Annotated in this window: 25 protein-coding genes and 1 pseudogene; 18 read left to right on the top strand and 8 right to left on the bottom strand. The window is 58.7% G+C overall.

Annotation, left to right across the window (positions count from 1 at the left end; genetic code table 11):
- Window position 1 precedes the first annotated feature (1 nt).
- The 4 genes from ABTW55_RS23375 to ABTW55_RS23390 all read left to right on the top strand — a co-directional run bounded on the left by ABTW55_RS23375 (window position 2) and on the right by ABTW55_RS23390 (window position 1865).
- Window positions 2-379 carry a hypothetical protein gene (locus ABTW55_RS23375; RefSeq protein ID WP_033650451.1) on the top strand — a complete coding sequence of 126 codons (378 nt, stop codon included), beginning with the start codon at window positions 2-4 and terminating at the stop codon, window positions 377-379.
- A gap of 141 nt (window positions 380-520) precedes the next feature.
- The gene (locus ABTW55_RS23380) at window positions 521-979 is read left to right on the top strand and encodes a hypothetical protein (RefSeq protein WP_072008444.1); all 459 of its coding nucleotides are present in this window, start codon (window positions 521-523) and stop codon (window positions 977-979) included.
- Window positions 980-982: 3 nt separating this feature from the next.
- Window positions 983-1393 (top strand): hypothetical protein, encoded by a 411-nt coding sequence (locus tag ABTW55_RS23385; RefSeq protein ID WP_060420966.1) that lies wholly within the window; start codon window positions 983-985, stop codon window positions 1391-1393.
- Between the two features lie 91 nt (window positions 1394-1484).
- Window positions 1485-1865, top strand: a complete 381-nt coding sequence (locus tag ABTW55_RS23390) for a hypothetical protein (RefSeq protein ID WP_033655011.1) — start codon at window positions 1485-1487, stop codon at window positions 1863-1865.
- Window positions 1866-1931: 66 nt separating this feature from the next.
- On the opposite strand, the gene ABTW55_RS23395 is transcribed toward ABTW55_RS23390, so the two are convergent.
- Together ABTW55_RS23395 and ABTW55_RS23400 are read right to left on the bottom strand one after the other, a co-directional pair.
- On the bottom strand, window positions 1932-2828 hold the full coding sequence (locus ABTW55_RS23395) for a PhzF family phenazine biosynthesis protein (RefSeq protein WP_060420969.1): 897 nt from the start codon (window positions 2826-2828) through the stop codon (window positions 1932-1934).
- Between the two features lie 54 nt (window positions 2829-2882).
- A complete protein-coding gene (locus tag ABTW55_RS23400; RefSeq protein ID WP_060420972.1) occupies window positions 2883-3800 on the bottom strand; it encodes a DMT family transporter in 918 nt (305 codons plus the stop codon).
- Between the two features lie 181 nt (window positions 3801-3981).
- Here ABTW55_RS23400 and ABTW55_RS23405 point away from each other — a divergent pair.
- The 4 genes and pseudogenes from ABTW55_RS23405 (at window position 3982) to ABTW55_RS23420 (ending at window position 6567) form a co-directional block, all read left to right on the top strand.
- Window positions 3982-4851: pseudogene (locus ABTW55_RS23405) on the top strand (helix-turn-helix domain-containing protein).
- 17 nt (window positions 4852-4868) lie between these two features.
- A complete protein-coding gene (locus ABTW55_RS23410) occupies window positions 4869-5303 on the top strand; it encodes a glyoxalase/bleomycin resistance/dioxygenase family protein (protein WP_060420975.1) in 435 nt (144 codons plus the stop codon).
- Between the two features lie 424 nt (window positions 5304-5727).
- Window positions 5728-6066: a MoaF N-terminal domain-containing protein gene (locus ABTW55_RS23415; RefSeq protein WP_060420978.1), complete on the top strand. Its 339-nt coding sequence runs from the start codon at window positions 5728-5730 to the stop codon at window positions 6064-6066.
- Between the two features lie 9 nt (window positions 6067-6075).
- Window positions 6076-6567 carry an ester cyclase gene (locus tag ABTW55_RS23420; RefSeq protein ID WP_033648272.1) on the top strand — a complete coding sequence of 164 codons (492 nt, stop codon included), beginning with the start codon at window positions 6076-6078 and terminating at the stop codon, window positions 6565-6567.
- A 171-nt stretch (window positions 6568-6738) separates the two neighbouring features.
- Here the strand turns inward: ABTW55_RS23420 and ABTW55_RS23425 are convergent, their stop codons facing one another.
- Window positions 6739-7938 carry a multidrug efflux MFS transporter gene (locus ABTW55_RS23425; RefSeq protein WP_039566203.1) on the bottom strand — a complete coding sequence of 400 codons (1200 nt, stop codon included), beginning with the start codon at window positions 7936-7938 and terminating at the stop codon, window positions 6739-6741.
- Window positions 7939-8164: 226 nt separating this feature from the next.
- Between ABTW55_RS23425 and ABTW55_RS23430 the strand changes: the two genes are divergently transcribed.
- Entirely contained in the window at window positions 8165-8614 is a 450-nt protein-coding gene (locus ABTW55_RS23430; RefSeq protein WP_033634497.1) for a MarR family winged helix-turn-helix transcriptional regulator, read from the top strand.
- A gap of 37 nt (window positions 8615-8651) precedes the next feature.
- Here ABTW55_RS23430 and ABTW55_RS23435 read toward each other — a convergent pair whose 3' ends face one another.
- Window positions 8652-8933, bottom strand: a complete 282-nt coding sequence (locus ABTW55_RS23435) for a YjcB family protein (protein WP_033634498.1) — start codon at window positions 8931-8933, stop codon at window positions 8652-8654.
- Between the two features lie 294 nt (window positions 8934-9227).
- On the opposite strand from ABTW55_RS23435, the gene mrdA reads away from it, so the two are divergent.
- The gene (gene mrdA, locus ABTW55_RS23440) at window positions 9228-11153 is read left to right on the top strand and encodes a penicillin-binding protein 2 (RefSeq protein ID WP_060420981.1); all 1926 of its coding nucleotides are present in this window, start codon (window positions 9228-9230) and stop codon (window positions 11151-11153) included.
- Window positions 11154-11260: 107 nt separating this feature from the next.
- Complete coding sequence (locus ABTW55_RS23445) at window positions 11261-12979, top strand: penicillin-binding transpeptidase domain-containing protein (protein WP_350429309.1); 1719 nt, start codon at window positions 11261-11263, stop codon at window positions 12977-12979.
- Window positions 12980-13097: 118 nt separating this feature from the next.
- Here ABTW55_RS23445 and ABTW55_RS23450 read toward each other — a convergent pair whose 3' ends face one another.
- Window positions 13098-14336: a hypothetical protein gene (locus ABTW55_RS23450; RefSeq protein WP_060420984.1), complete on the bottom strand. Its 1239-nt coding sequence runs from the start codon at window positions 14334-14336 to the stop codon at window positions 13098-13100.
- A 414-nt stretch (window positions 14337-14750) separates the two neighbouring features.
- On the opposite strand from ABTW55_RS23450, the gene ABTW55_RS23455 reads away from it, so the two are divergent.
- Window positions 14751-16295 (top strand): methyl-accepting chemotaxis protein, encoded by a 1545-nt coding sequence (locus ABTW55_RS23455; protein WP_110620764.1) that lies wholly within the window; start codon window positions 14751-14753, stop codon window positions 16293-16295.
- A 154-nt stretch (window positions 16296-16449) separates the two neighbouring features.
- On the opposite strand, the gene osmB is transcribed toward ABTW55_RS23455, so the two are convergent.
- Window positions 16450-16662, bottom strand: a complete 213-nt coding sequence (osmB, locus tag ABTW55_RS23460) for an osmotically-inducible lipoprotein OsmB (RefSeq protein ID WP_004940700.1) — start codon at window positions 16660-16662, stop codon at window positions 16450-16452.
- Window positions 16663-16889: 227 nt separating this feature from the next.
- Here osmB and ABTW55_RS23465 point away from each other — a divergent pair, with 227 nt between their 5' ends.
- The 3 genes from ABTW55_RS23465 to ABTW55_RS23475 all read left to right on the top strand — a co-directional run bounded on the left by ABTW55_RS23465 (window position 16890) and on the right by ABTW55_RS23475 (window position 18214).
- Window positions 16890-17285 (top strand): DUF427 domain-containing protein, encoded by a 396-nt coding sequence (locus ABTW55_RS23465; RefSeq protein WP_060422305.1) that lies wholly within the window; start codon window positions 16890-16892, stop codon window positions 17283-17285.
- 130 nt (window positions 17286-17415) lie between these two features.
- A complete protein-coding gene (locus tag ABTW55_RS23470) occupies window positions 17416-17886 on the top strand; it encodes an Rrf2 family transcriptional regulator (protein ID WP_033648278.1) in 471 nt (156 codons plus the stop codon).
- Window positions 17887-18079: 193 nt separating this feature from the next.
- Window positions 18080-18214 carry an AcrZ family multidrug efflux pump-associated protein gene (locus tag ABTW55_RS23475; RefSeq protein ID WP_033634505.1) on the top strand — a complete coding sequence of 45 codons (135 nt, stop codon included), beginning with the start codon at window positions 18080-18082 and terminating at the stop codon, window positions 18212-18214.
- Window positions 18215-18293: 79 nt separating this feature from the next.
- On the opposite strand, the gene ABTW55_RS23480 is transcribed toward ABTW55_RS23475, so the two are convergent.
- Complete coding sequence (locus ABTW55_RS23480; RefSeq protein WP_060420991.1) at window positions 18294-19181, bottom strand: LysR family transcriptional regulator; 888 nt, start codon at window positions 19179-19181, stop codon at window positions 18294-18296.
- A gap of 121 nt (window positions 19182-19302) precedes the next feature.
- Here ABTW55_RS23480 and ABTW55_RS23485 point away from each other — a divergent pair, with 121 nt between their 5' ends.
- Together ABTW55_RS23485 and ABTW55_RS23490 are read left to right on the top strand one after the other, a co-directional pair.
- Entirely contained in the window at window positions 19303-20460 is a 1158-nt protein-coding gene (locus ABTW55_RS23485) for a serine hydrolase (RefSeq protein ID WP_033634507.1), read from the top strand.
- Complete coding sequence (locus ABTW55_RS23490) at window positions 20460-21677, top strand: MFS transporter (protein ID WP_060420994.1); 1218 nt, start codon at window positions 20460-20462, stop codon at window positions 21675-21677. The genes ABTW55_RS23485 and ABTW55_RS23490 overlap by 1 nt, the downstream gene beginning before the upstream one ends.
- Here the strand turns inward: ABTW55_RS23490 and ABTW55_RS23495 are convergent.
- The gene (locus ABTW55_RS23495; protein WP_060420652.1) at window positions 21604-22479 is read right to left on the bottom strand and encodes an alpha/beta hydrolase; all 876 of its coding nucleotides are present in this window, start codon (window positions 22477-22479) and stop codon (window positions 21604-21606) included. The genes ABTW55_RS23490 and ABTW55_RS23495 overlap by 74 nt on opposite strands.
- A gap of 148 nt (window positions 22480-22627) precedes the next feature.
- Between ABTW55_RS23495 and ABTW55_RS23500 the strand changes: the two genes are divergently transcribed.
- The gene (locus tag ABTW55_RS23500; RefSeq protein WP_033655028.1) at window positions 22628-23377 is read left to right on the top strand and encodes a DeoR/GlpR family DNA-binding transcription regulator; all 750 of its coding nucleotides are present in this window, start codon (window positions 22628-22630) and stop codon (window positions 23375-23377) included.
- Window positions 23378-23388: the final 11 nt, after the last annotated feature.

Raw genomic sequence — 23388 nt, forward strand, 5'->3', positions numbered from 1 at the left:
CATGATTGAACGAAATGAACTAAAAGATGGATTGGTGTTTGTGAATGAATCCAATAAAAATGAAAGTGTCATTATGAATTTTTATTCTTGGGTCCATATTATTTATGGAGTAATTGTTTTTTATGGAAGAAAAAGTGAAGAGGAAGCAAGTTACATAATTAACAATACACCTATGTTTACGACACCACCCAAGAATTTCATGGAGGCCTGTATGTTAGGTCATGAGGATGAATATTATTGGGGTATGGTAATGTCACATGGTGATAGATATTTTGAGAAGGGTTTTCCTCGTACAGCACCGGATGATTATTTTGAATGGGAGGATAGCTATATAAAAGATCACAATCTTGAGAGAAACACTCTAGTTTTTAATGATTAAAATAAGTGATGTTGCTAGAGCCGACAATTCTCAGTCGGTTCTGAATGTTTAGAATGAAAAGTATCTAAACGAGCAGATTTGATAATTTTCAAATATCCATCCGTACACATTGATAAATAATTTAATATTACGGTATCTAACATGATTGATTTTAACGCTAGAATTGTTTCGGGTGCTTCTATAGGGAATGTCGTTCTAAATGAAAATATTTCATTATATATTAATGAGATGCACTCCAGATTTAGCGTTAAGATTAAAACCCACTTCCTACCTGACGGGAGTGAGCGAAAGTCATATATAGTCGACAATACCTTGACCGTCGTAACTGATAAAGACGGTATTATTTTATCACTTGGATGTAATTCTTATTATAATGGGAGTTACAACGAAATCATATCCCCCGGAATGGAAATAACAGATGTAATCAAGCTGACGGTTTCACAGAAAATATACAATGGTTCAATCATTATTAATGATGACTTTGGCGTTTCGTTTATACTCCCACCTCCATATGATGAAATCGCCGATGCGATAAGCCATATTCCTAGTGGATTGACAATAAACGAAATTTTCGTATCTGATTTTTCATTCTGGCGATAGCTTATGGAGTATGTGAGTAAGTTTAGTGAGCATGTGATTAAATTTGGGGTCAGTGATATAGTTGTCACTGGTTACATAGATTCGGATATGCCGCCGGTTTTTCACCCGATGTATGACAGGGCTTACTTTATATCTGGTGAGGTTATATTTGAATTTTACATTGATGATGATGGGGTTGTTAATTCACATTTGGTTGAAAACATCACTCCGTGGTTTGAGGTAGATGTGGATGATCAATTTTCTATGATGTCAATCTATTCACAAGCGTTTAAAACTGAACGGGAAGTTAAAATAGTTGCAGTGGATTATAGTGAAAAGCCGTTCTCAGTATTCATTGTAAGATATAAAGATGGTGACCATGAAAGTTCACTGCATTTAGAGCCAAAGAATTTCTTTGGTTTTTTGATTTCATAGAAAAACCTGGGATCATCAGGAGTTAAATGAGTAGTATTTATCTAATTGACATTGATTGCTTTAAAACTAATATTAAGGATGGAGATTACCAATGATTAACAAATCTAGTCTGGTTGATGGTATCCTTTTTCGAGATGAGAATGGCTCGAATGAAACTGTAGTTTTCAATTTTTATACTTGGGTGGAAATGCTTAAAGCGGTCATTGTTAAATATGCGCAAAAGTCTGAAAGTGACGCGGAGTTATTGGTTTTATCATCGAGCTTAGTGTGCAAGCCTATCAACAGTTATACGGCTGTCTGTCTCAGGAGCCATGAAATTGAATATCATTGGGCAATGCTGATAGCTTATGGTGAACAGTATTGGCTGAAAGGCGTAGAATCCAAACAGCCTTATGGCTACTTTGACTGGGATGTGCAACATAGGAAAGAACATAACTTAGCAGAGGAAAGCTTTGTTTTTAGCAATTCATGAATCGCGATCCGATAGGGTAAACACCCCTCCAAATGTCCAACGCCTTCCTTATCCTACATCTCCAAACTAAATACCCAATGTGCCGTTAATCAGGGTGCAGCACTGCCCGCCGATCCAGGGCTCGCCGTCAATAAAGCGCACGCTCACGCGGCCATCTCGCTTCAGTTGGGTGCCCTGGCGCACCTGGTAGCCCTGTGCGGTCTGGCCGCCGTCGGGAAAGCGGCTGGCCTTCAATAAGCGCGCCAGGCAGGCGTTGGCGCTGCCGGTCACCGGATCTTCAATCAAGGCGCCGCATTCCACCATAAACGCGCGCATTTCGTAATTGGCCGGTTCGGTTGCGGAGCAGGCGCCATAGATCACCACGCCATCCACATCACACGCCGTTTGCAACTGTTTAATCGTGGCCTGATCCGGCGTCACCGCCAGGCAGGATGGTGCGTCCGGCAGGCGCACCATCAGCCAGCGAATGCCCATCTCGGCAATCACCGGCAGGGAGCCTCCTTCAATCCGCGCGGGCCGTAAAGCGGCCATCAGCCGTTCTGTTTCCTCAGCGGCCATTGGGCGGAACTCAACTTCGGGCGCGGCGAACGCCAGCGTGCCTTCCGGCTGGATATCGACCGCCACCAGGCCGACGCCGCATTCCTGCATCACCATCCCAGGCCGTTTAGGCGTCAAACCGGCTTCCAGCAGGGCGTGGGCGGTGCCCAGCGTCGGGTGGCCGGCGAAGGGTAGCTCTTTTTCGGTGGTGAAAATGCGCACCTTATAATCCGCCGCCGGGTGCGTCGGTTTAAGCACAAAGGTGGTTTCCGAAAGGTTGGTCCAACGGGCCAATGCCAGCATTTGCGCGCTGCTCAGCCCCTCGGCCTCCAGCACCACCGCCACGGGGTTGCCCTGCAGCGGCGTACGGGTAAACACGTCCACCTGTTTGTAGGCGCGGGGTGTCACATCATCACTTCTGAGCATTTGCCATCATCCATTATCAACAAAACCTGATGATAACGATATTCGCCAATGGCTTCAAAGGGTTGAGTTTTGTTTCGCGATACCTGGCCGTCGCCATTTCAGCCCCGGCTTGGCGAACATCACCAGGTTGCCCAGCAGGATCAGGCACAGGCCCAGCACAGCGTTGAAGTGCCACTGATAGCCTTCGTAGATCGTTGAGATGGTCAGCGCTACCAGCGGGAACAGCAGGGTGCTGTAAGCCGCCGCGCCGGCGCCGATGCGGCCGAGCAGGCTGAAGTAGGCGGCGAAGGCGATCACCGACCCGAAAATCGCCAGGTACAGCAGGGAGCCGATATAGCGGCTGCTGTGTTCCATCTGGAACGATGCGCCCTGCGCCAGGGCGATCAGCGCCATCAGCAGCGCGCCGTAGGTCATGGCGTAGGTGTTGGTGGAAAAGATATCCAGTCCGCGGCGCTGATGGCGCGTGCTGATCATGTTGCCCAGCGAGAAGCCGTAGGTGCCGAGCGCGCTCAGGCCGATGCCTTTGAGCAGCTCCGGCGCCATGCGGGTGGCGGCCAGATCTTGCCAAAACAGCGCCACGATGCCGGTCAAACCCAGCAGCGCCGCCGGCAGCAGGTTGGGGCTGGGGCGCTGGCGGAAAAACAGCAGGCTGTTGAGGGCGTTGAACAGCACCGCCATCGAGAAGATCACTGATTCCAGCCCGCTGCTGATGTAGGCGGCCGCGTGATAGAAGCAGAAGAAGTTGAAGCCGAACACGCAGCAGCCCTGCAGTACGCAGAACAGATGATCGCGCGGGGCGAGGCGGCGCAGGTGGCGCGTTAGCAACAGCACGGCGAACATCACCGCGGCGGAAATGGCGAAGCGGTAAGCGATCGAGACGGGAATGGCCACCGGGCCTTCCTGTTGCAGGGTGATCGCAATCCAGGTGGTGCCCCAAATCAGCACTACGGCGAGGTACAACAGCGCATTCATTCTATTTGTTACTCCGAAAAAACCGATGGTGCAGTATCCGCTTTGGCGCGCGGCGGCGCTTGCAGAGCTTTGCGGCCAGTTGCATATTCTTGCGCTTTTTTTGCCAAAAGCGCGGGGCGGCGGCTGGTATGCGGCGGCGCCACTCTTTACACTGTCGGCATGTCGAACAACGGGGCCGGCGATGTCCAACTATCAGGCGTTTGAAACACTGCGTGAGCACAAGGCGCGGCTGCACGGCAGCGTGCTGCTGGGCACCGGCGTGGAGCTGGCCGCCTGGTCCAACTGCAACGATCGCGTCACGCAGGAAAGCGCCGACCACCATACCCTGAGCCTGTACGTCGCCGACGGCTATGAGTGCTACCAGCAGGTGCCGGGCGGCTGGCGCAACGGCGGCGGGCCGGATCGGTTCTGCATCATGCCGCGCCAATACGCCTCCACCTGGGACGTGCGCAGCGATCTGTCGTTCGTGCACCTGTATTGCACCGACGGGCATCTGCGGCAGCTGGCGGAGCAGACCTGGGATCGCAGCCCGGCGGCGATCAACGTAGAGCCGCGCAGCTTCGGCGAAGATCCGCAGATCACGCTGCTGTATCGCCAGTTTTTGCTCAACTGCGACTGGCGGGACAGCGCCAATCTGCTGGCGCTCAGCAGCGCGTCGAACCTGCTGATGTCGCATCTGATCCAGCGTTACAGCCAGCTGCAGTGGAAGCTGCCGCAGGCGCGCGGCGGCCTGGCGCCTGCGGTGGCCAGGCGGGTGCGGGAATATATCGAAAACCACCTCGATCGGCCTTTGCTGTTGGCGGATCTGGCGGCGCAGGCCGGGTTGAGCGAATACCATTTCGCCCGCATGTTCAAGCACGCCACCGGGCTGGCGCCGCACTAGTTTGTGATGCGCGCCCGGCTGCAGCGGGCGGAACGGCTGCTGCGGCACAGCCAACAGCCGATCACCGAGATCGCGCTGGCGTGCGGCTTCAGTTCCGCCAGCCACTTCAGCAACCGCTTCAAGGCGGCCTATGGATTTGCTCCGCTGCAGGTGCGGCAGGGGCGCTAACCGAAAGGGAGTGCAGCATGGATCAACAGTTTGCCGGGCTGGGCGTGTTGTTTGTCGCCGGATTCGGGCCCATCACGCGTGAGAGCGACGAGAGCAAGGCGTTTTATGTCGAGGCGCTGGGGCTGCCGCTCAAGCCGATGCTGGGCAACGAAACCTATCTGCTGTCGGAGCAAGGCGCGCTGGACGGCGTGAAGCATTTCGCCCTGTGGCCGCTGGCGCAGGCGGCGCAGTCCTGCTTTGGCGACGATCGCTGGCCGGCGGATCTCGCGCTGCCGCAGGCGTGGATCGAGTTCGACGTGGCCGACATGGCGGCCGCCACCCAGGGGCTGGTCGATCGCGGTCATCGGCTGTTGGTCGCCAACCGCGAAGAGCCGTGGGGGCAGAGCGTTACCCGTTTGCTCAGCCCGGAAGGGTTGCTGGTCGGCGTCACCCATACGCCCTGGCTGCGTTAAACGCTACGCCGTTCGCCGCCACCTTTCGGGGGTGGGCGGCTTAAGAACAAATACGCATTAGCTTAAAGCGATCTGCGCTATAGACCCATCAAATCTCCGAGCAGTCTCCCTTCCTGAAAGCAGAAATTCCGTTCATTGCGTAAAAACCAATGGCCAGAACGCGCTATTGCCATGCCATTCCGCGGCGATTTTTCGCCGTCTTTTTTCGCCGCCAGGTGCCTGATAGGAATAGAGATTATTCTTATATTTCTGCCCACTGCCAAGTGATGATAATGATTCTCGTTTTCAACCACGGAAAGGAGAAGGAACGATGAAAACAGTGAAGAGAACGGGCATCGCGCTGGCGATAGCCCTGACTTTCCCCCTCGCATTACCCGCCGCTACGGCGGCGCAACCCTCCCTGACAAACAGTAAGGCGGCAACGATGACGGATAAACACGGGCAGTTCATTGCGGTCGGTAAAGTGGTGCAGGTGACCTTCGGCGATTTCGCCTTCAAGCTGGATTTTACCGATGACAAGACCATGACCTTCACCGGTATCGGCGAGGCGTCGCAGGGCATTACCGACACCGTGCAGTACACCGCGGTGGAGATCCGGCCAAAGGTCTATATGGTCTATTGGCACGAGCCGCAGTCCGGCGACAACGTGACGCATATCGAGGACTTTGAGCGCGGCGAGGTGTACACCAACATCGCCGCCAAGGACGGCAGCTTCACCCATCTGAAAGGGCAGCTGAAAATCGTAGGTCACTCAGGAAAATAAGGAGCAGTTATGAAAAAGGCATTGATCACCTGTGCGATCGTCGGCGGCTTGCTGGCGAGTTACCCGGCGCTGTCAACGGATCAGGCGGCGTCTGACAAATCGGCCGGCAAAGGCGGTTATCATCATGCTCAGCAGAAGCTGAAGGTGGTGGAAGATCTGTACGCGGGCTTTTTCAATCGCCACGACATCGGCGTGGCGCAGAAGCTGATTGTGGAAAACTACAAGCAGCATAACCCGTTCGTCGGCGACGGCATCAAGCCGTTCCTGGATTTCTTCAGCCAGACCTTTAAAGACAATCCGCAGTACAGCGCCAAAATATACCGCAGCGCGGTCAACGGCGATTTGGTCTATGTTCACGTCAAATACCAAAATAACCCGCAGGATCGCGGCACCGCCAGCGTGGATATTTACCGGGTGAACGATCAGGGGAAAATCACCGAGCATTGGGACGTCAATCAGGATGTGCCGGAAAAATCGGCCAACGACAACACCATGTTCTGATCCGCAAGGGCCGCTGCGGCGGCCCTCAACACGCCCGCAACACTTTATTTACTTACATAAATACCAAACGATCGCCGCGTCGAGTAGGCTACGGCCGCCTTTGGCAGTGGTGGCACGGTTGATGGGCGTCATTGTCCCACCACTGCTTGAGGCGTTTCCCCGCATTCCCCGTTATCCCGCGCGTTGGCTCTCCACTTTTTTGAACTGATGGCGCAGCTGCAGCGCATTGCAAAGCACCAACACCGCCGTCACGGCGAACACCCAGCGGAACCCCATCATCGCCGAAATGCCCGACCCCAGCAGCGGGCCAACCACGTTGCCCAGGTACATAAAGGATTGGTTATAGCCGAAGATGCGCCCGGTCACCTGATCGGAGGAATACTTCAGCAGCAGCGCCTGCACCGCCGGCATCAGCGCGCCGTCGGCGAAGCCGAGCAGGAAACGCAGAATGCCCAGCTGCAGCGGCGTATTTACCCAGGCCATCACGGCGAACAGGCCGGTGGTGAACAGCAGCGCGGCGATCAGGATGCGCGCGGTGCCGATGCGATCGCCGAGCCGCCCGAGGCGCGGCGCCGAGATCAGCGCTGCAATGCCGGGTACGGCGGCGATCATGCCGCTGACAAAGGCGATATTGCTGACGTCGCCGGACAGCTCGCGAATGAACAACGTCAGGATCGGGCTGATGGACGAGTTGGCCAGCTGGATCATCAGGGTGCAAACGAACAGGGTGAGGATCAGCGTCGGATAGGGCAGCGAACGGAACACCGCCTTGCCGCTCAGCTGATCCGCTTTCTTCACCGTGATGCGCCGCTCTTTAATCAGGAACAGCGTCACCAGGAAGCTGACGAACATCAGCCCGGCGGTGACGAAAAACACTACCCGCAGCCCCAGATGGTCGGCCATCAGCCCACCCAGCAGCGGCCCGGCGATCACGCCGGAGATCTGCCCGGTAGAAAGCGTGCCCAGCGCCCAGCCGCTTTTATCGCGCGGCACCTGCGAGGCGACCAGCGCCATGGCGTTGGGAATATAGCCAGACGTCAGCCCCATCAGGGCGCGCAGCGCGAACAGCTGCCAGACGTTGGTGGCCAGCCCCTGCAGCGCGATGACGATCGCCATGCCCAGCGAGGCGCGCAGCAGCATCAGCTTGCGGCCTTTGCGGTCGGCCAGGCTGCCCCACAGCGGCGACACCACCGCCGAGACCAAAAAGGTGCCGCTGAACACCAGCCCGGACCACAGGCTGAGGGATTGGTGATCGCTGACGCCGAGCTGTTCGACGTACAGCGGCAGAAAAGGGAGGATTTGGCTCATCGCCAGCCCGGTGAAGAAACACCCGAGCCAGACCGAGATCAGATTGACTTTCCACGCTTCCATCGGCTTACCGTACCACGTTGAATAAGGAGGGATTTATTGAGCAAAATAATAATAACACTGCAAATTAATCGGCGAGAGGCAATGCGTGAGCAAACGTAACCCTGCCGACGCAGTGTCTTTTTGCTATATATTAATAGCTATATTATCATAGGTAACTGGATTAAGCCAGAGCCGCGCGATCCGGCGGTGTGAAAGCAGAGATAAACTGAACGCTAGATTGATGCCAATGAAAAAAGATCACCCTGAAGACGTGACGCTGCTGCGCACGCAGTTAATGTCGCTGGTGCGCCGTATGCGGCGCGAATCGCGCAGCGACGAAAAATCCTGGGCCCAGCTGATGCTGTTGGGGGCTATCGATCGCCACGGCGGCGAGGCGACGCCGTCGCTGCTGGCGGAATCGGAGCGCATGCGTTCCTCAAATCTGGCGGCCGCGTTGCGTGAGCTGGAGGCCGATGGGCTGCTGGTGCGCACGCCGGATGCCGAAGACAAACGCCGGGTGCGGGTGCGCCTGACGCCCGCCGGGCTGGGCCTGCTGCAGGAGAGCCGTACCCGGCGCGAGGCGTGGTTGCTGGCGGCGATGGAAAACTGTTTAACGGAGCGGGAGCAGGCGCTGTTGATTGAGGCGGGGGCCTTGATGGCGCGGCTGGCGGCGGCGCCGTCAGCGGAAACGGAATAATCGGCGGGGCGGCCGGTGCGCCGCCCCCGCGGCGAGGTTACGGCATCGGCCAATCGACCGGCATGGTGCTGACCACGTCCACATAGCGATCCCAGGCCGATGACCAGAATTGGGTGAAAGCTTCCAGGGTGAGGTGGATGCCCATCAGGCCCATCACGAACCAGCAGGCGGTAAACAGGCCCAGGCTGCTGAACATGAACGCCATGCCGTTACGGCTGGTTTTACGGCAAACGACGTTTAACTGGCTGGCGAAGAACATCATCACGGCGCTTAGCAACTCCCAGCGCATCATGACTAAACCGGTGGCAATGGTACTCATCGAACTCGATCCTATGTAACAAAAATCCGCATCCGGCAGGGCGCCGACAGGGAAATGCGGGGGAATATCGGTAATAGTGTGATTCAGATCACATTGTAGCATTGGGGCGAACGGCGGCTCAATGGGAAGCGCGGTGAAAAAAACGCCGCCGGTAACATTCCAATATGCTGAAACAGTTATGCCATTTCATTAGCAACCTTTTCATGGGGCGGTGCGCCCGATAACGCTATGCTTGCCGGCTTTTCAGTTCCCTGATTTTGTGGGGAAATGTGACGCAAAAGGTATCGGCACCGCATGGCCCTGTTAAAAGAAACAATTCGCGACCACTCTGCGGAAGAGAGGCTGTTTATCCGCCGGGCAGGCGTGGCGCTGGCGCTGGTGGTGGTCTGTTTCGGCGCGCTGATCGTCAACCTCTACCGGCTGCAAATCCGCCAGCACGGCTTTTACCAGACGCGCTCCAACCAGAACGACATCAAAATGCTGCCGATCGCCCCCAGCCGGGGGCTGATCTTCGATCGCAACGGCACGCCTTTGGTGCGAAACGTGACACTGTATCGTATCGAAATCACGTCCAGCAAAATCAGCGACATGGCGGCGTTGCTGCAGGCGCTGACGCCGATCGTCGACCTGACGCCGGAGGACATCAGCGCGTTTCGCGACGACATGCACCACAACAGCCGCTACAAACCGGTGACGCTCAAAGCCGGGCTGAGCGACACCGAGGTGGCGCGCTTTGCCGTCAATCAATACCGTTTCGACGGAGTGACGATCGATACCTATCAACAGCGTGAATATCCTTACGGCGCCCAGTTGGCGCACGTGCTGGGCTATGTGTCGAAGATCAACGACAGCGATCTCAAACGCCTGGACAAGGCCGGGCTGAGCGAGAACTATGCCGCCGACCGCAACATCGGCAAACAGGGCATCGAGGCCTATTACGAGGCCGAACTGCACGGCACCACCGGCTATCAGGAGGTGGAGGTGGATAATCACGGTCGCGTGATCCGCCTGCTGAAAGAGCAGCCGCCGAAGGCCGGCAAGAACATCTACCTGACGCTGGATCTGCCGCTGCAGCAGTACATTGAATCGGTGCTGAAGGGGCAGCGCGCCGCGGTGGTGGTGGAAGATCCGCGCGACGGCGGCATCCTGGCGATGGTTTCCAGCCCCAGCTACGATCCCAATCCTTTCGTCAAAGGCATCGGCTATCAGGCCTATAAGGCGCTGCTGACCAACCCGGATTTGCCGCTGATCAACCGCGTCACCCAGGGCTTATACCCGCCGGCGTCGACGGTGAAGCCCTACATGGCCGTTTCGGCGCTGTTCGCCGGCGTGATAACGCCCACCACCACCTTTTTCGGCGCCCCGACCTGGACGCTGCCCGGTACCGAGCGCCGCTACCGCGACTGGCTGAAAACCGGCCACGGCATGCTCAACGTCACCAAAGCGATCGAGGAATCCGCCGACACCTTCTTTTATCAGGTGGCGTATGAGATGGGCATCGATCGTATCCACCACTGGCTGAGCCAGTTCGGCTACGGCCAGTCCACCGGCATCGATCTGAACGAAGAGTACCGCGGCGTGCTGCCGAGCCGCGACTGGAAGCTGAAGGTGCACAAAAAAGGGTGGTATCAGGGGGATACGGTTTCGGTGGGCATCGGCCAGGGGTATTGGGTGGCGACGCCGATCCAGATGGTGAAAGCGCTGACCACGCTGATCAACAACGGCCAGGTGAAAACGCCGCACCTGCTGTATTCGCTGCAGCAGGGCAACCGGGTGACGCGCTACCCGCCGCCGGCGAAAACGGCGCAGATCGGCGATCCCCATTCGCCTTACTGGGGCATCGTGCGCAATGGCATGTACGGCATGGCCAATCTGCCGAACGGCACCGGGTACAAGCTGTTCCACACCGCGCCGTATCAGATCGCCGCCAAATCCGGCACTTCGCAGGTGTTCAGCCTGAAGCAAAACCAGACCTACAACGCCAAAATGATCCCGGTGCGGCTGCGCGATCACATCTTCTATACGCTGTTCGCGCCTTACAAAAAACCACGGGTGGCGATGGCGCTGATCCTGGAAAACGGCGGCGGTAACGGCGTGGTGGCGGGGCCGACCGCCCGCGCCATCCTCGACCATATTTTTGATCCGGCCAACGCGCCGCAGCCCGGCGATGCGAGGCAAAGTAAACCGCAGTTAAACGACAGTGCCGATGTGCAACGGTGAGGCGGTTTGTTTTTACTTTCTTACAAACTGCAATCTCCTGACCATTTCCGGCAAGGTAGACTGAAATAACACCATAAACCGAATAAAAACGCAGGGTTAACACAACAGTGGCGCCATCGACCAAAAAAAGCGGTAAAACCTATTCCACAGTTCGTTTCGGCTGGATTTGCGCCGGCATGCTGGTCTGTTTTTTTCTGTTGGCGTTCAGGGTCGGTTACCTGCAGCTGCTGGAGCACCAGCAGCTGGCGGATCAGGCCGACCAGCGTTCGATCCGCACCCAGGTGGTGCCGACCAACCGCGCCATGATCACCGATCGCAACGATGAGGCGCTGGCGGTCAGCGTGTCGTCCAAAGACATCGTGCTGGATCCGAAGCATATTCTCGATTCCCAGACCGACACCGGCAACGAGCGCTGGCAGAGCATGGCCAACGTGCTGAAGATCCCGCTGGCGGACGTGCAGCATCTGATCCAGAGCAACGCGCATAAACGTTTCGTCTATCTGGCGCGCAAGGTGGAGGACGACAACGCTGCCTACATCAGCAAACTGCACCTGACCGGCGTCAGCACCGAGCAGGATTTCAGCCGCTTTTATCCGATGGGCCAGGACGCCGCCGGGCTGATCGGCATCGTCGGCCAGGACAACCAGGGGCTGGAGGGCATCGAGCTGGGCTTCAACCCGCTGTTGCAGGGCAAAAATGGCCTGCGGGTCTATCAGAAGGACGGCAGCGGCGCGGTGATCGGCGTGCTTAAAAGTGTGGATCCGGTGCCGCTGCCGAACGTGACGCTCAGCATCGACAAATTTATCCAGTACGTGCTCTATGCGCAGATCCGCGACGGCGTGGTGGCCAACCAGGCCGACTCCGGCTGTGCGGTGCTGGTCAAGATCGACACCGGCGAGATCCTCGGCATGGCCAGTTACCCGTCGTTCAACCCCAACAACTATGCCGGCACCCCGGCGAAAGACATTCGCAACGTGTGCAGCAGCGACAGCTTCGAACCAGGCTCGACGGTGAAACCGGTGGTGGTGATGGTGGGGCTGGAACATAAGCTGATCCGGCCGGATACGGTGCTGGACACCACGCCGTATCGGGTGAACGGTCACCTGATTAAAGACGTCGGCCACTGGTCGAAGTTGACCATCACCGGCGTGCTGCAAAAATCGAGCGACATCGCGGTATCGCACATTGCGCTGGCGCTGCCGGCCACGGTGCTGCCGGCGGTCTACCGCAGCTTTGGCCTGGGGCGGCCGACCGAGCTCGGCATCGGCAACGAGAGCAGCGGCTATCTGCCGCAGCATCGTGAACGCTGGGCCGATATCGAACGCGCTACCTTCTCCTTCGGCTATGGGCTGCGCGTGACGCCGCTGCAGATGGCGCGCGAGTACGCCGCGATCGGTTCCTTCGGCATTTATCGGCCGCTGTCGATCACCAAGGTGACGCCGCCGGTGATGGGGCAACGCATTTTGCCGGCGGATACGGTACGCTCCGTGGTGCATATGATGGAGAGCGACGCCTTGCCGGGCGGCAGCGGGGTGAGCGCCGCGGTGCCGGGCTACCGGCTGGCGATCAAAACCGGTACCGCCGAGAAAATGGGCCCGAGCGGCAAATACGACGGCGGCTACATCAACTACACCGCCGGCGTGGCGCCGGCCAGCGATCCGCAGGTGGCGCTGGTGGTGATGGTCAACAACCCGAAAGCCGGCAAGCACTTCGGCGGTTCGGTGGCCGGGCCGGTGTTCGGCAAGATCATGGCCCAGGTGCTGGAGCACATGAATATTCTGCCGGACGCCCAGCCGCTTAACGTGGTGTCGTCGGTCAAGGGGTAACCGACCAGCAGGCGCTTCAGCGCCCGCAGATCGGCGTTCACCAGCCCGGCGTCGCGGGCGAACAGCGCGTCGACCATGCCCCGCTGGCGGCGATGCTTCAATGTAGATCCCGCCGCGTTCAGAAGTAGTAACCGATGTTCACGTTGGTGCGAAAATACCATTTATTGCTGCCGGAGGATTGGGTGCCGGTCCAGCCGGTGGCGTTTTCCACGCCGCCCCACGGGTTGGCGTTCTGCGCCCAGGTCAGATCCACCCACAGCATCACCGGCATGGCGAACACCTGAACCCCCAGCGTGTTCATTTTGGAATCTGAGCCGCCGTGCCTGTCCTTCCAGAGCACGCTGTAGTCGTTGTAGAACCGCAGCTTTTTCACCGGCCCCCAGGGCACGTCGACGTCGCGCGCCAGGTTGATGGCGGCGGTGGTGGCCTGCGACGGGATCAGATAGGCCGGCGTCAGGCCGTTGCCCCCCATCAGGATCACCGAATTGTTGGCCCCGGCCGGGCCTTTGGCGTCGTAACCGTAGCGGATCACCTGGCCGGACAGATGCCAGGGATTGTAATTCACCAGCGTATGCAGGCCCGCCGCCCAGAAGCTGCCGTTATCGCCGGTCGCCTGGTTATAGAGCCGCGAGGCCGCCAGCGAACCGCCAAGCTCATTGTCCCAGCCGCCCTGATGGAAAGCGCGCGTCAGCCGCAGGTTTACCTGATCGCGTTTTTCGTTGCGCTGCAGGTGCTGTGACGCATAGTTGGTGTTTTTCAGATCGTCGTAGCTGGCGACGTCGGGGGCGTAACGCACGCCGGTCGGCATCATGCGCGGGTAGTAGGCGGCGTCGAAGGCCCAATCGTCATGCTGATATTGGTATTTGGCGCCCAGCCCGGTGTTGACGCCAAAGCCGAGGTAAAACGGAATGCCGTACGACCAGCCGAACTGCGGGTAGGGCATCAGGCCGAACGGTTTGAACGGCGCGCCAAGCTGCACGGCGGAACGTTCAGACAGGTGGTAACCGACATAGGCGCGGTCGATGGCGTATTTGCGCCGATCCTGAAACCAGAATCCGCTATCGAAAAACGCGTCGTTTATCTGGCCGGCGGCATCGATGCGAAAGGCGTCAAAGCGTAAATGCGGCGGATTCCGATAATTGCTGCTGTGCCAGTCTTCATAGCGATAATTGGCACGCAGCGCGCCGCCGATATCAATATTCTTTTTATTATCCTCGCTTTGCCAATGAATATGCGGCAATGCCGGACGGCTTTTTTTTACCGGTGCCGCGGTGGCGGCAGCGTCGTTGGGCAATGCGGCGGTGGCCGCATAACTCACTGGTGAAACAAGAAAAAAACAAAGCGTGATCGTGCGCATGCCTGGCCCCTGATGAAAGTAGACTGTTTATTAAGGCGAGCGAGTTTCACCTGTGAACAGGGCATTTACGCTCATTGGTTTTATATTTGAGACGATTTTATTGTGCGTTTCATATATTAAATTCAGCGTCAGTTAATATATGAAACTTTGTTTCTTGTTTAATGGGAAAACTATAAATCCGGTATTAAACAAGTCAAGAAATAAAAATGAGAGTTGACGAGCAATACCGATTATTGGGTTGTCTTGGTCGGCGTGGGCGACACAGAGCAGGCTGAAATAATAGTGTCATCAATGCCCGTTAGACTCGCGTCATCCTGGTATTACTGACTAAAAATCATGAACATAAAACTGACACTGGGCCGCAGGGTAAAATCTGCGGCAGCGCTGCCGCGCGCGTTTGGCTTCGGCCAGAGCATGGGCTTATTAAGCGGTGTAATTTGCGTTATCGCGCTATTTTCTCTGCTGCAATTGTTTTCCACCGTATTTATTTCCAATATTCTGCGCGACGCCAAGGTTAACCTGGTGGCGGGCGACGCGCTGCATCGCCAACAGGCGACGATGGATCGTGCCAGGCTGTCTCTGCTGACGGCCAGCGACAGTCTGAACCGTGCGGGCATCTATTACCTGCAGGACAAAGCCACCGGCTCCGACGGCAGTTGGCACAGCCTGCTGGATGAGTCGTTGGCGGCGCTGCAGGCTTCAGAGCAGGCCTTTGCCCGGTTCGAGCGCTTGAGCGCGGATGCGCCGGAAGCGCCGGGTGCCCTGCAAGACAGCTATCGCCTGTTCTATGACGGCCTGAAAGAGCAGGCGCAAGGATTGCAGGGCAACAGCATCGATGCGTTTTTCGCCGTGCCGATCCAGGCGTTTCAGGCGGATTTCAACGAGAAGTATCTCGCTTACCAGGCGCTGAATGAACGGCGTGGCGATGACGTCAACGTGCGGCAGTTGGCGGCGCTGGAGCAGGCCAAAACCTTTGCGCTCGGCGCGTTGGCCGCGCTGGCGCTGATCGCCGTGGGCGTTTGGTTCGGCGTCTCTCGCTGGGTGATCGCACCGCTGCGGCAGGCGATCGCGCACCTCAACGTACTGGCCGCCGGCGACCTTTCGCGGCCGCTGCCGCCTGGGCGCGCGTTCAACCGCGAGATGCGTCAGCTGCAGACCAGCATTGGCCATATGCAGGGTGGCCTGCAACGCCTGGTGAGCGAGGTGCGCGATGCGGCGGGCGGGATCCTGAACGGCGTCGGGCGGCTGGCGGACGGCAATCGACAGTTGACGGCGCAGTCGGCGAAGCAGGACGGCGAATTGCAGTTGGCGACCGAGCACGTGCGGCAACTGGCGGCGTGGGTGGAAGAAAACGGCCAATATGCGCAGCAGGTCAGCCAACGAACCGAACAGGCCCGGCAGTGCGCCGGCGCCGGTGAGCGGATGATGCAAACCGTCAATGTTTCGATGCAAGGGATCGTCAACCAATCGGCCGAAATGCGCGGCATCGTCGCGCTGATCGACAGCGTGGCGTTCCAGACCAATATTCTGGCGTTGAATGCGGCGATCGAGGCCGCGCACGCCGGGGGGCACGGCCGCGGCTTTGCCATCGTGGCCAAAGAGGTGGGCCTGTTGGCGCAAAAGAGCAGCCATTCGACGCGCGATATTCAGCAGTTGATCAACCGTTCGCTGCAGCAAATCGATCAAGGCTCGCAGGCGGTGGATCTACTGACGGGCAACCTGCGTCAGATTATCGATCTGGTGAACAAATGCAGTGCGCTGATGGGGGACATTTCCCTGGCGTCGCTCAATCAGGGGGAGAGCATTCAGGACGTGACGGCGCGCATCGCGGCGCTGAATCAGGTGGCGCGGCAAACCGGCACGGTGGTGAACGCGGTGACCGAGGCTTCGCAGCGGTTGCAGGGCGAATCGGAACGGTTAGAAAAAGCGATGGCGCGTTTCAGGCTGCCGACGCAATAAATAACCCCGCCGCAGATTAATGAATAATAAAGCTGCGCTTAACGTTATTTATTATTTTCGTGTCCTGAGAAAGTTCAGCGGTTAAATAAAAGAACAGGCCGGCGCTTATGGGTTAAAAAAGCGCCGGCCTGCAGAGATTATTTTAACCGGATGATTAACGGCTGGTCTGGTGGCCGATAATGCCGCCCAGCGCTGCGCCGCCAAGGGTGCCCAGCGTACTGCCGTCGGTCAGCACCGCGCCGCCGACGGCGCCCACGCCCGCGCCGATCGCCGTGTTGCGATCGCGATTGGACATATGCCCGCATGCGGTAACGGAAAGCGTTGCCATGACCACCACCAACACACCTGCGGCACGTTTAATATTCATAATGAGTTCCTGGTAAATTGGCTGATTAATGGATTAAAAATAATCCGATTAACCTGCCGGTAGAAGTTGAGATGAATGTATTCCTCCGTAAGAAAATCGAACAGGTAAAAATTCTTAATTTTGCGGCGCTGAAAAGCAATTGCTCGCCGAATGCGCGGCCGCCGGCAAAACCGCTGGTCTATACTGGGAAGACGCCTCGCGGCGGGGCGCACACTCTGGAGGCCGCCATGTCCGATCTCGTTTCCGCATCCGGCAAACCGGTGAAAATCCCCGGCCCTGATCACCCGATCACCTTGACCCGCCACCCGACGCGGGTCGTGGTGCGTGCCGGCGGTCAGACCCTGGCCGACAGCCGCCATGCGCTCATTCTGCAGGAAGCCACCTATCCGCCGGTGTTTTACTTTCCGCGTGAGGACGTGAATATGGCGCTGTTGCAGAAAAACGAGCACGTCAGCTACTGCCCTTATAAGGGCGACTGCAGTTATTTCTCCTTTGCGCTTAACGGCGAGCAGGAGGCCAATGTGGCCTGGAGCTATGAAATGCCCTACAACGCCGTGGTGGCGATCAAGGATCATCTGGCATTTTATCCCGACAAAGTGGCGGAAATCCGTGCCGAAGCCTGAGCCCCGCCGCATCCGGGCGTGGGCAGGTTGACATTCTTCTTATCCCTACTCATTATGTGTATTACCGGAAATTGATACGTTTTCCTTATGTTTTAGTCCGACATAAACGAAACTCTGAGCAGGTGCCAAGGTGTCTACCTCTACGCGATTTGCCGTTGCCATCCATATTCTGACCAATATCACGCTGTGCCGTGGCCAGACGGTGCGTTCCGAAGATATCGCGCGCAGCGTCAACACCAACCCGACGGTGGTGCGGCGCATCCTCGGCGCGCTGGCGGAGGCGGGGCTGACCTATTCACAGATGGGGCAAGGCGGCGGGGCGCTGCTGGCGCGGCCGGCGGAAGCGATCTCGTTGCTGGACGTGTATCGCGCGGTGGAAGATCAACCGTATTTCATGCTGCACCGTACCCGGCCTAACGATGCGTGCTATATCGGCCACGCCATTACCCCGGTGCTGGAGCAAGAGTTTGCGCGCGTCGGTCTCGCGCTGGAAGCCAGCCTGGCGCAAACCAGCATCGCCGAAATGGCCGGGCAGGTCGAGCGGCGCGCAGGCTATCCTTTTGTCCCTTGTTCGCCGCAATATCAAGCGGATACGCAATAAAAACCCGCGCCAATTCCTTCTTCGCGCAGAGCATTTTTTGCATTGCGTTAATGTAATTGTGTAAGTTACATTAGCTCGCATCAAGTGTGATGTAGCTCACGTTTTAGACTGCCTCCCCACGATACTCAACCTATTGGCCGGAAACCTTTTCTTCCGGCACAGATTCGCTGTGCTTATAAACCAGGAGAGAACGATGTTAGAAATGATTGAAAGCTTGGCCACCGTGGTGGTCCTGGTGCCGGTAATGGTGGCCGTTTTGCTCGGCGCGATTTACGGCCTGGGTGAAGTGTTCAACGTCTTTTCCGCTATCGGCCGCAAAAAAGGCTGATCGGCACGCCAGGGGGCGGCTCTCGTCCTCCGGCCCCCGCATTTTCCTTCCCATCATTACTCCATCGCGTATACCGTCTCTAGTCCCGAAAAAGCCGGGCGCTCAGCGTATCGATAAACACCCTGAGTTTTGGCGTCAGGTGTTTGCTGGAAGGCCAGAGGACTTTAAAGCTGCCGGTGTGGTGGCAATGCTCAGACAAGATCGGTTGCAATCGCCCCTGTTCCCGTGCGCGCTTCACGGCAAAATCCGGCAAACAGGCGATGCCCTGGCCGCTTTCCGCCAGGTAAATCAGGGTATCGACGGTATTGCAGACCAGCCGGGTGTTGATCCCCTCGGCGAGCAGCTTTTCCCATCCGGCGATCGGCCAGGGCTCCACTCTGCCGGTAGAGGGAAATTTGTACAGCAGGCAGGCATGGCCTTGCAGTTCCGCCGGTTGACGCGGGATCCCCATCTGGCGCAAATAATCCGGCGAGGCCACCAGCTGCAGATGAAACGTGCCCAGCTGGCGGCTCATCAGCCGTGAGTCTTCGGTCTCGCCGACGCGAACCACGGCATCAAAGCCTTCTTCGATGACATCGACCCGACGGTCGGAAAAATCGGTTTCCAGCTCAATTTCCGGGTAACGCCGAACAAATTCCGCCAGCACCGGATTCAACAGGCCGCCCACCAGCGGCAAACTGACACGCAGCTTGCCGCGCGGCGCGCTGTGCGTATCGCTGATTTCCCGTTCCGCCGCCGCCAATTCCCCGAGAATGCGCTGACAGCGGTGCAGAAACAGCCGGCCTTCGGCGGTCAGCGTCATGCTGCGCGTGCTGCGGTGAAACAGGCGCGCGCCCAGCCGGTTTTCCAGGCGGGCGATGCTTTTCCCCACCGCGGAAGCGGAAATGCCGAGCACGCGCCCGGCCTCAACGAAACTCAGCGTCTCCGCGGCCTGCACAAAGACGCTTACCCCAGACAGATTATCCATTGCTTACCCCATTGCGGACGTGAATGTCCGCTATGAAAGGAAATCTAGCCTGTTTTTCCGTTAATCACCACGCTCTATGCTCGGTGGCGACAGCATGGGCTGACTACCTGGAGCAATAAAGATGAGTGAATACGGATCCTCCACCAACGCGATCGACGGCGCGCTAGAGAAAGCTTTGCGCGAAAAACGCTTGGTTGGCGCGGTCGTTTTGGTGGCGCAGGGCGGTGAGATCGTTTATCGACGCGCGGCGGGCATGGCGGATCGCGAAGCGGGCAAGCCGATGGCGTGCAATACGCTGTTTCGGCTGGCTTCGGTGTCCAAACCGATCGTGTCGACGGCGGCGTTGGCGCTGATGGCGCAAGGCGGCATGCGGTTAGACGATCCGATCACGCGTTGGCTGCCGAATTTTCGCCCGCGGCTGGCGGACGGCACCCAACCGTTGATGACGCTATGGCATTTGATGACCCACACCGCCGGATTAAGCTACCGTTTTTTCCAGCCGGAAGGGGGATTCTACGCCCAGTCGGCGGTCTCCGACGGCATGGATGAGGCGGCGGTAAGCCTGCAGGAAAATGTGCGGCGTATCGCTTCCGCGCCGTTGCTGGCTCCGCCCGGCGCGGCGTGGCGTTATTCCATCGCCACCGATGTGTTGGGCGCGGTTATTGAACAGGCGAGCGGCCTGCCGCTGGCGCAGGCGGTCAAAAAATGGGTGACCGGGCCGCTGGCGATGACGGATACCGATTTCCTGGCGGTGGACGCCGCGCGTTTGGCGGCCGCATACGCCGACCATCCCGGCGAGCCACGCCGCCTGCGCCAGCCGGATCGTTTACCGTTCATCGACGGCAGCGCCGGTTTTCATCTGTCGCCGGCGCGTGCGCTGGATCCGCAGGCGTACGCCTCCGGCGGCGCCGGCATGGTCGGTTCGGCGGAGGATTTCCTGCGCCTGCTGGAAACGTTGCGCCAGGGGGGCGGGCAGGTGCTGCCGGCTGATTGGGTGGCGGCGCTGACCACCAACCAAATCGGCGATCTGCCGATGCCGTTTTGGCCTGGGCGCGGGTTTGGCCTGGGCATCACCGTACTGAAAGATCCCGTCGCCGCGCAAACGCCGGAGTCCGTTGGCAGCTGGCGGATGGGCGGCACCTATGGCCACTCGTGGTTTGTCGATCCTGCCCGGCAGCTCAGCGTGGTGGCGTTTACCAACACGGCGCTGGAGGGGATGTCCGGCGCCTTTGTCGGCGAGATTTGTCAGGCGGTTTATGCCGCGACGGGAGCGATGTGATGGGCCTGTTGCCACCGATTTTCTTCATCGCGGTGGGGCTGTTCGGCGTTTACTGCATCGAGTTTGGCGTAGTGGGTATCTTGCCGCAGATCATCGCGCGCTATGGCATCTCCACGGCGCAGGCCGGCTGGCTGGTCGGGGTCTTCGCCCTGACCATTGCGCTGTTCGGGCCGCTGTTGGTGCTGCTGGCGTCGCGGTTTAATCGCAAACGCATGCTGTTGATCGCGTTGGCCGTGTTTGCGGCAGCCAGCGCGCTGGCCGCTCAGGCGGACAGCTTTGCCATGCTCATGCTGCTGCGCATTTTGCCGGCGTTGTTTCATCCGATCTACTTTTCACTGGCGATGGTGGCGGCCGCGGCGCTTTATCCGCCGCATCTGGCCACCAAAGCAACCGCTTATGCGTTTATCGGCACCAGCATGGGCATGGTGTTGGGGATACCGTTGACGCAATGGATCGCCGGGCAGTTCAGTTACGAGGCGTCGTTCCGATTTTGCGCGCTGGTCAATCTGCTGGCGGCGCTGGGATTGCTGTGGCGCTTGCCTGATGCGGCCGTGCAGCGCCTCAGCTATGGCAAGCAGTTGGCCATCCTGCGCAGCGGCACGCTGTGGCTGAATATCACCACCTGCGTGCTGATCTTTGCCGCCATGTTTGCCGTCTACGCTTACGCGGCCGAGTACCTCAGCCGTGAAATCGGCCTCAGCGGCGGCGCCATCGGCTTGCTTCTGGTGGCGTTCGGTGTGGGCGGTGTCGCGGGCAACCTGTTGGCCGGCAAGTGGTTGAGCCGTCATCGTGCGGTGACGGTGTTGCTGCACCCGATAGCCTTGATGGCGGCCTATGCGCTGCTGTATTGCTACGGCAGCGCGAATATCGGTTCAATGACGGCGCTTTGTCTGTACTGGGGGGCGGCGCACACCAGCGGTTTGATCGTGACGCAGATCTGGCTGACCTCTGAAGCGCCGCAGGCGCCGGCGTTCGCCACCGGGCTGTATATCGCCTTTATCAACTTGGGCGTGGCGGTGGGTTCGCTGGTGGGCGGCTGGTTTATCGCTGCCTGGGGGCTACAGGGCAGCCTGCTGTGCGGGGCCATGTTTGCCGCACTGGCGGCGATCGCGATCGCCGCCAGGCTGTGGCTGCAACGGCAGGCTACGGTTGCGTTGCGTCAATCATCGCCATCACCTGCCGAAACATCGCGCTTTCCGCATCGGCCAGCTCGTTGACCAGCGTAAAGTGATTGCAGTGGCGATCGGCCAGCAGCTGGACGTCGAGGCCGCGCGCCAGGCAGGCGTCATAATAGGCCTGCGTCTGGTTTTTGAAGCCTTGGGTTTCCCGCTGGCCGACGTCGAGCAGGATCTGCGGCGCATGTTCTTTCGCCGGCAGCAAAAACAGCGGGCTGAGGGCTTGCGCCTGTTCGGGCGTCAGGTGCAGCCAGTCGTTGATATAGATATCGCACAGCGGCCGCAGATCGTAGAGGCCGCTCAGCGCCAGCGCGCCTTTGATCGCGTCGGGCGGCAGGCGATAGCGTTGCTGCCAGCCGTCGGCGATCAGCATGCCGCACAGGTGGCCGCCGGCCGAACTGCCGCTGACGAAAATGCGCGCCGGATCGATGCCGAAGGGCGCCCCGTGATGATAGAGCCAGGCGACGGCGCTGCGCACCTCGTGCACGATCTCCGCCAGCGTCGCTTCCGGCGCCAGCGTATATTCCAGCGTGGCGACCGCCACGCCGCGGCGGGCAAACGCGGCGGCCATCGAGCAGGCTTCCTCTTTACGCTGTGAATGCCAGTAGCCGCCATGAATAAAGATCAGCAGCGGGGCGGGCTGTGCGCTGGCCGGGAACAGATCAAGGCGCTCGGCGGCGCTCATGCCGTAGCGCAGATCGTAAATGCCCGGTGTCTGCGCCCTGGCACGCTGGGCCAGCGCGGCGTATTCCGCCATGCAGGCGTCAAAATCTTCCACCGAAGCGCGGGCGTTGTATTGCACGGCGCGCACGCTCAGGTCTGTAAACGTCAGATCGATGCTCATCACCTCTCCTGATTGTTATGCGTTATGCCCTCATCGTCGTCCCGCAGGCGAAAAGATGTTTGATCTTCGGTGCGCATCATTGCGGCTTCTCTGATGCTGTTTTCTGCTGTATATTGCTGTTTTATGCTTTTTACTGCGGAATAAACCCATGCACAAAGCGGCACGACAGCGCCATTTATTGGATTTGCTCAGCGAACGCGGGCAGGCGGCGGTGGCGGAATTGGCCGGCGCCATCGGCGTTTCGGTCGATACCGTGCGCCGCGATCTGGCCGATCTCGAGCGGCAAGGGTTGGCGCAGAAACATCACGGCGGGGCGATCGCGCTCGAACCGTCCGGCATGCCGCGCCAGGCGCGCGCGGCGCTGTTGCCGCAGGTCAAGCAGCGGCTCGGCCGCGCGGTGGCCGCGCAGATCCCGCCCGGCAGCACCCTGATGCTGGATGCGGGCAGCACGCTGCTGGCGGTGGCGCAGGCGCTGCGCGGGCCGGCCACGGTGATCACCGCTTCGCTGGATATCGCGCAGTGCCTGAGCGACAGGCCGGAGATCAACCTGATTCTGCTCGGCGGCCAGTGGGATGCGCGCCAGCGGCTGTTCGCCGGCAGCGCCACCCTGGCGTTGCTGGAACGCTACCGCGCGGATATCGCCTTGCTGGGCGCCTGTGCGGTGCATGCGCAGCTGGGGCTGAGCGCCGGCGACGAGGCCGATGCAGAGGTCAAACGCGCCATGCTGGCCAACAGCGGCGAGCGCTGGCTGGTGGCCGACCATATGAAGCTGGATCGCTGCGAACCGCATCACGTTGCGGATCTGGCGCAGATCCAACGGCTGTTTACCGATCGCCCGTGGGACAACCTGGACGAACAGTCACTGATTGAACTTTGTGTCGTCGCCGACGACCGCTAGAGGAGAACACT

Source organism: Serratia sp. SM04 (genome assembly GCF_040280225.1).
In the GTDB taxonomy this organism is placed as follows: domain Bacteria; phylum Pseudomonadota; class Gammaproteobacteria; order Enterobacterales; family Enterobacteriaceae; genus Serratia; species Serratia sarumanii.

Bases quoted from the DNA above. Each gene is read 5' to 3' on its own strand.
- ABTW55_RS23380 (WP_072008444.1), top strand. From the start codon at position 521: ATGATTGATTTTAACGCTAGAATTGTTTCGGGTGCTTCTATAGGGAAT.
- ABTW55_RS23415 (WP_060420978.1), top strand. From the start codon at position 5,728: ATGACGGATAAACACGGGCAGTTCATTGCGGTCGGTAAAGTGGTGCAG.
- ABTW55_RS23485 (WP_033634507.1), top strand. From the start codon at position 19,303: ATGAGTGAATACGGATCCTCCACCAACGCGATCGACGGCGCGCTAGAG.
- ABTW55_RS23385 (WP_060420966.1), top strand. From the start codon at position 983: ATGGAGTATGTGAGTAAGTTTAGTGAGCATGTGATTAAATTTGGGGTC.
- ABTW55_RS23390 (WP_033655011.1), top strand. From the start codon at position 1,485: ATGATTAACAAATCTAGTCTGGTTGATGGTATCCTTTTTCGAGATGAG.
- ABTW55_RS23375 (WP_033650451.1), top strand. From the start codon at position 2: ATGATTGAACGAAATGAACTAAAAGATGGATTGGTGTTTGTGAATGAA.
- ABTW55_RS23475 (WP_033634505.1), top strand. From the start codon at position 18,080: ATGTTAGAAATGATTGAAAGCTTGGCCACCGTGGTGGTCCTGGTGCCG.
- ABTW55_RS23495 (WP_060420652.1), bottom strand. From the start codon at position 22,479: ATGAGCATCGATCTGACGTTTACAGACCTGAGCGTGCGCGCCGTGCAA.
- osmB (WP_004940700.1), bottom strand. From the start codon at position 16,662: ATGAATATTAAACGTGCCGCAGGTGTGTTGGTGGTGGTCATGGCAACG.
- ABTW55_RS23425 (WP_039566203.1), bottom strand. From the start codon at position 7,938: ATGGAAGCGTGGAAAGTCAATCTGATCTCGGTCTGGCTCGGGTGTTTC.
- mrdA (WP_060420981.1), top strand. From the start codon at position 9,228: ATGGCCCTGTTAAAAGAAACAATTCGCGACCACTCTGCGGAAGAGAGG.
- ABTW55_RS23490 (WP_060420994.1), top strand. From the start codon at position 20,460: ATGGGCCTGTTGCCACCGATTTTCTTCATCGCGGTGGGGCTGTTCGGC.
- ABTW55_RS23420 (WP_033648272.1), top strand. From the start codon at position 6,076: ATGAAAAAGGCATTGATCACCTGTGCGATCGTCGGCGGCTTGCTGGCG.
- ABTW55_RS23430 (WP_033634497.1), top strand. From the start codon at position 8,165: ATGAAAAAAGATCACCCTGAAGACGTGACGCTGCTGCGCACGCAGTTA.
- ABTW55_RS23410 (WP_060420975.1), top strand. From the start codon at position 4,869: ATGGATCAACAGTTTGCCGGGCTGGGCGTGTTGTTTGTCGCCGGATTC.
- ABTW55_RS23480 (WP_060420991.1), bottom strand. From the start codon at position 19,181: ATGGATAATCTGTCTGGGGTAAGCGTCTTTGTGCAGGCCGCGGAGACG.
- ABTW55_RS23450 (WP_060420984.1), bottom strand. From the start codon at position 14,336: ATGCGCACGATCACGCTTTGTTTTTTTCTTGTTTCACCAGTGAGTTAT.
- ABTW55_RS23465 (WP_060422305.1), top strand. From the start codon at position 16,890: ATGTCCGATCTCGTTTCCGCATCCGGCAAACCGGTGAAAATCCCCGGC.
- ABTW55_RS23400 (WP_060420972.1), bottom strand. From the start codon at position 3,800: ATGAATGCGCTGTTGTACCTCGCCGTAGTGCTGATTTGGGGCACCACC.
- ABTW55_RS23455 (WP_110620764.1), top strand. From the start codon at position 14,751: ATGGGCTTATTAAGCGGTGTAATTTGCGTTATCGCGCTATTTTCTCTG.
- ABTW55_RS23395 (WP_060420969.1), bottom strand. From the start codon at position 2,828: ATGCTCAGAAGTGATGATGTGACACCCCGCGCCTACAAACAGGTGGAC.
- ABTW55_RS23500 (WP_033655028.1), top strand. From the start codon at position 22,628: ATGCACAAAGCGGCACGACAGCGCCATTTATTGGATTTGCTCAGCGAA.
- ABTW55_RS23435 (WP_033634498.1), bottom strand. From the start codon at position 8,933: ATGAGTACCATTGCCACCGGTTTAGTCATGATGCGCTGGGAGTTGCTA.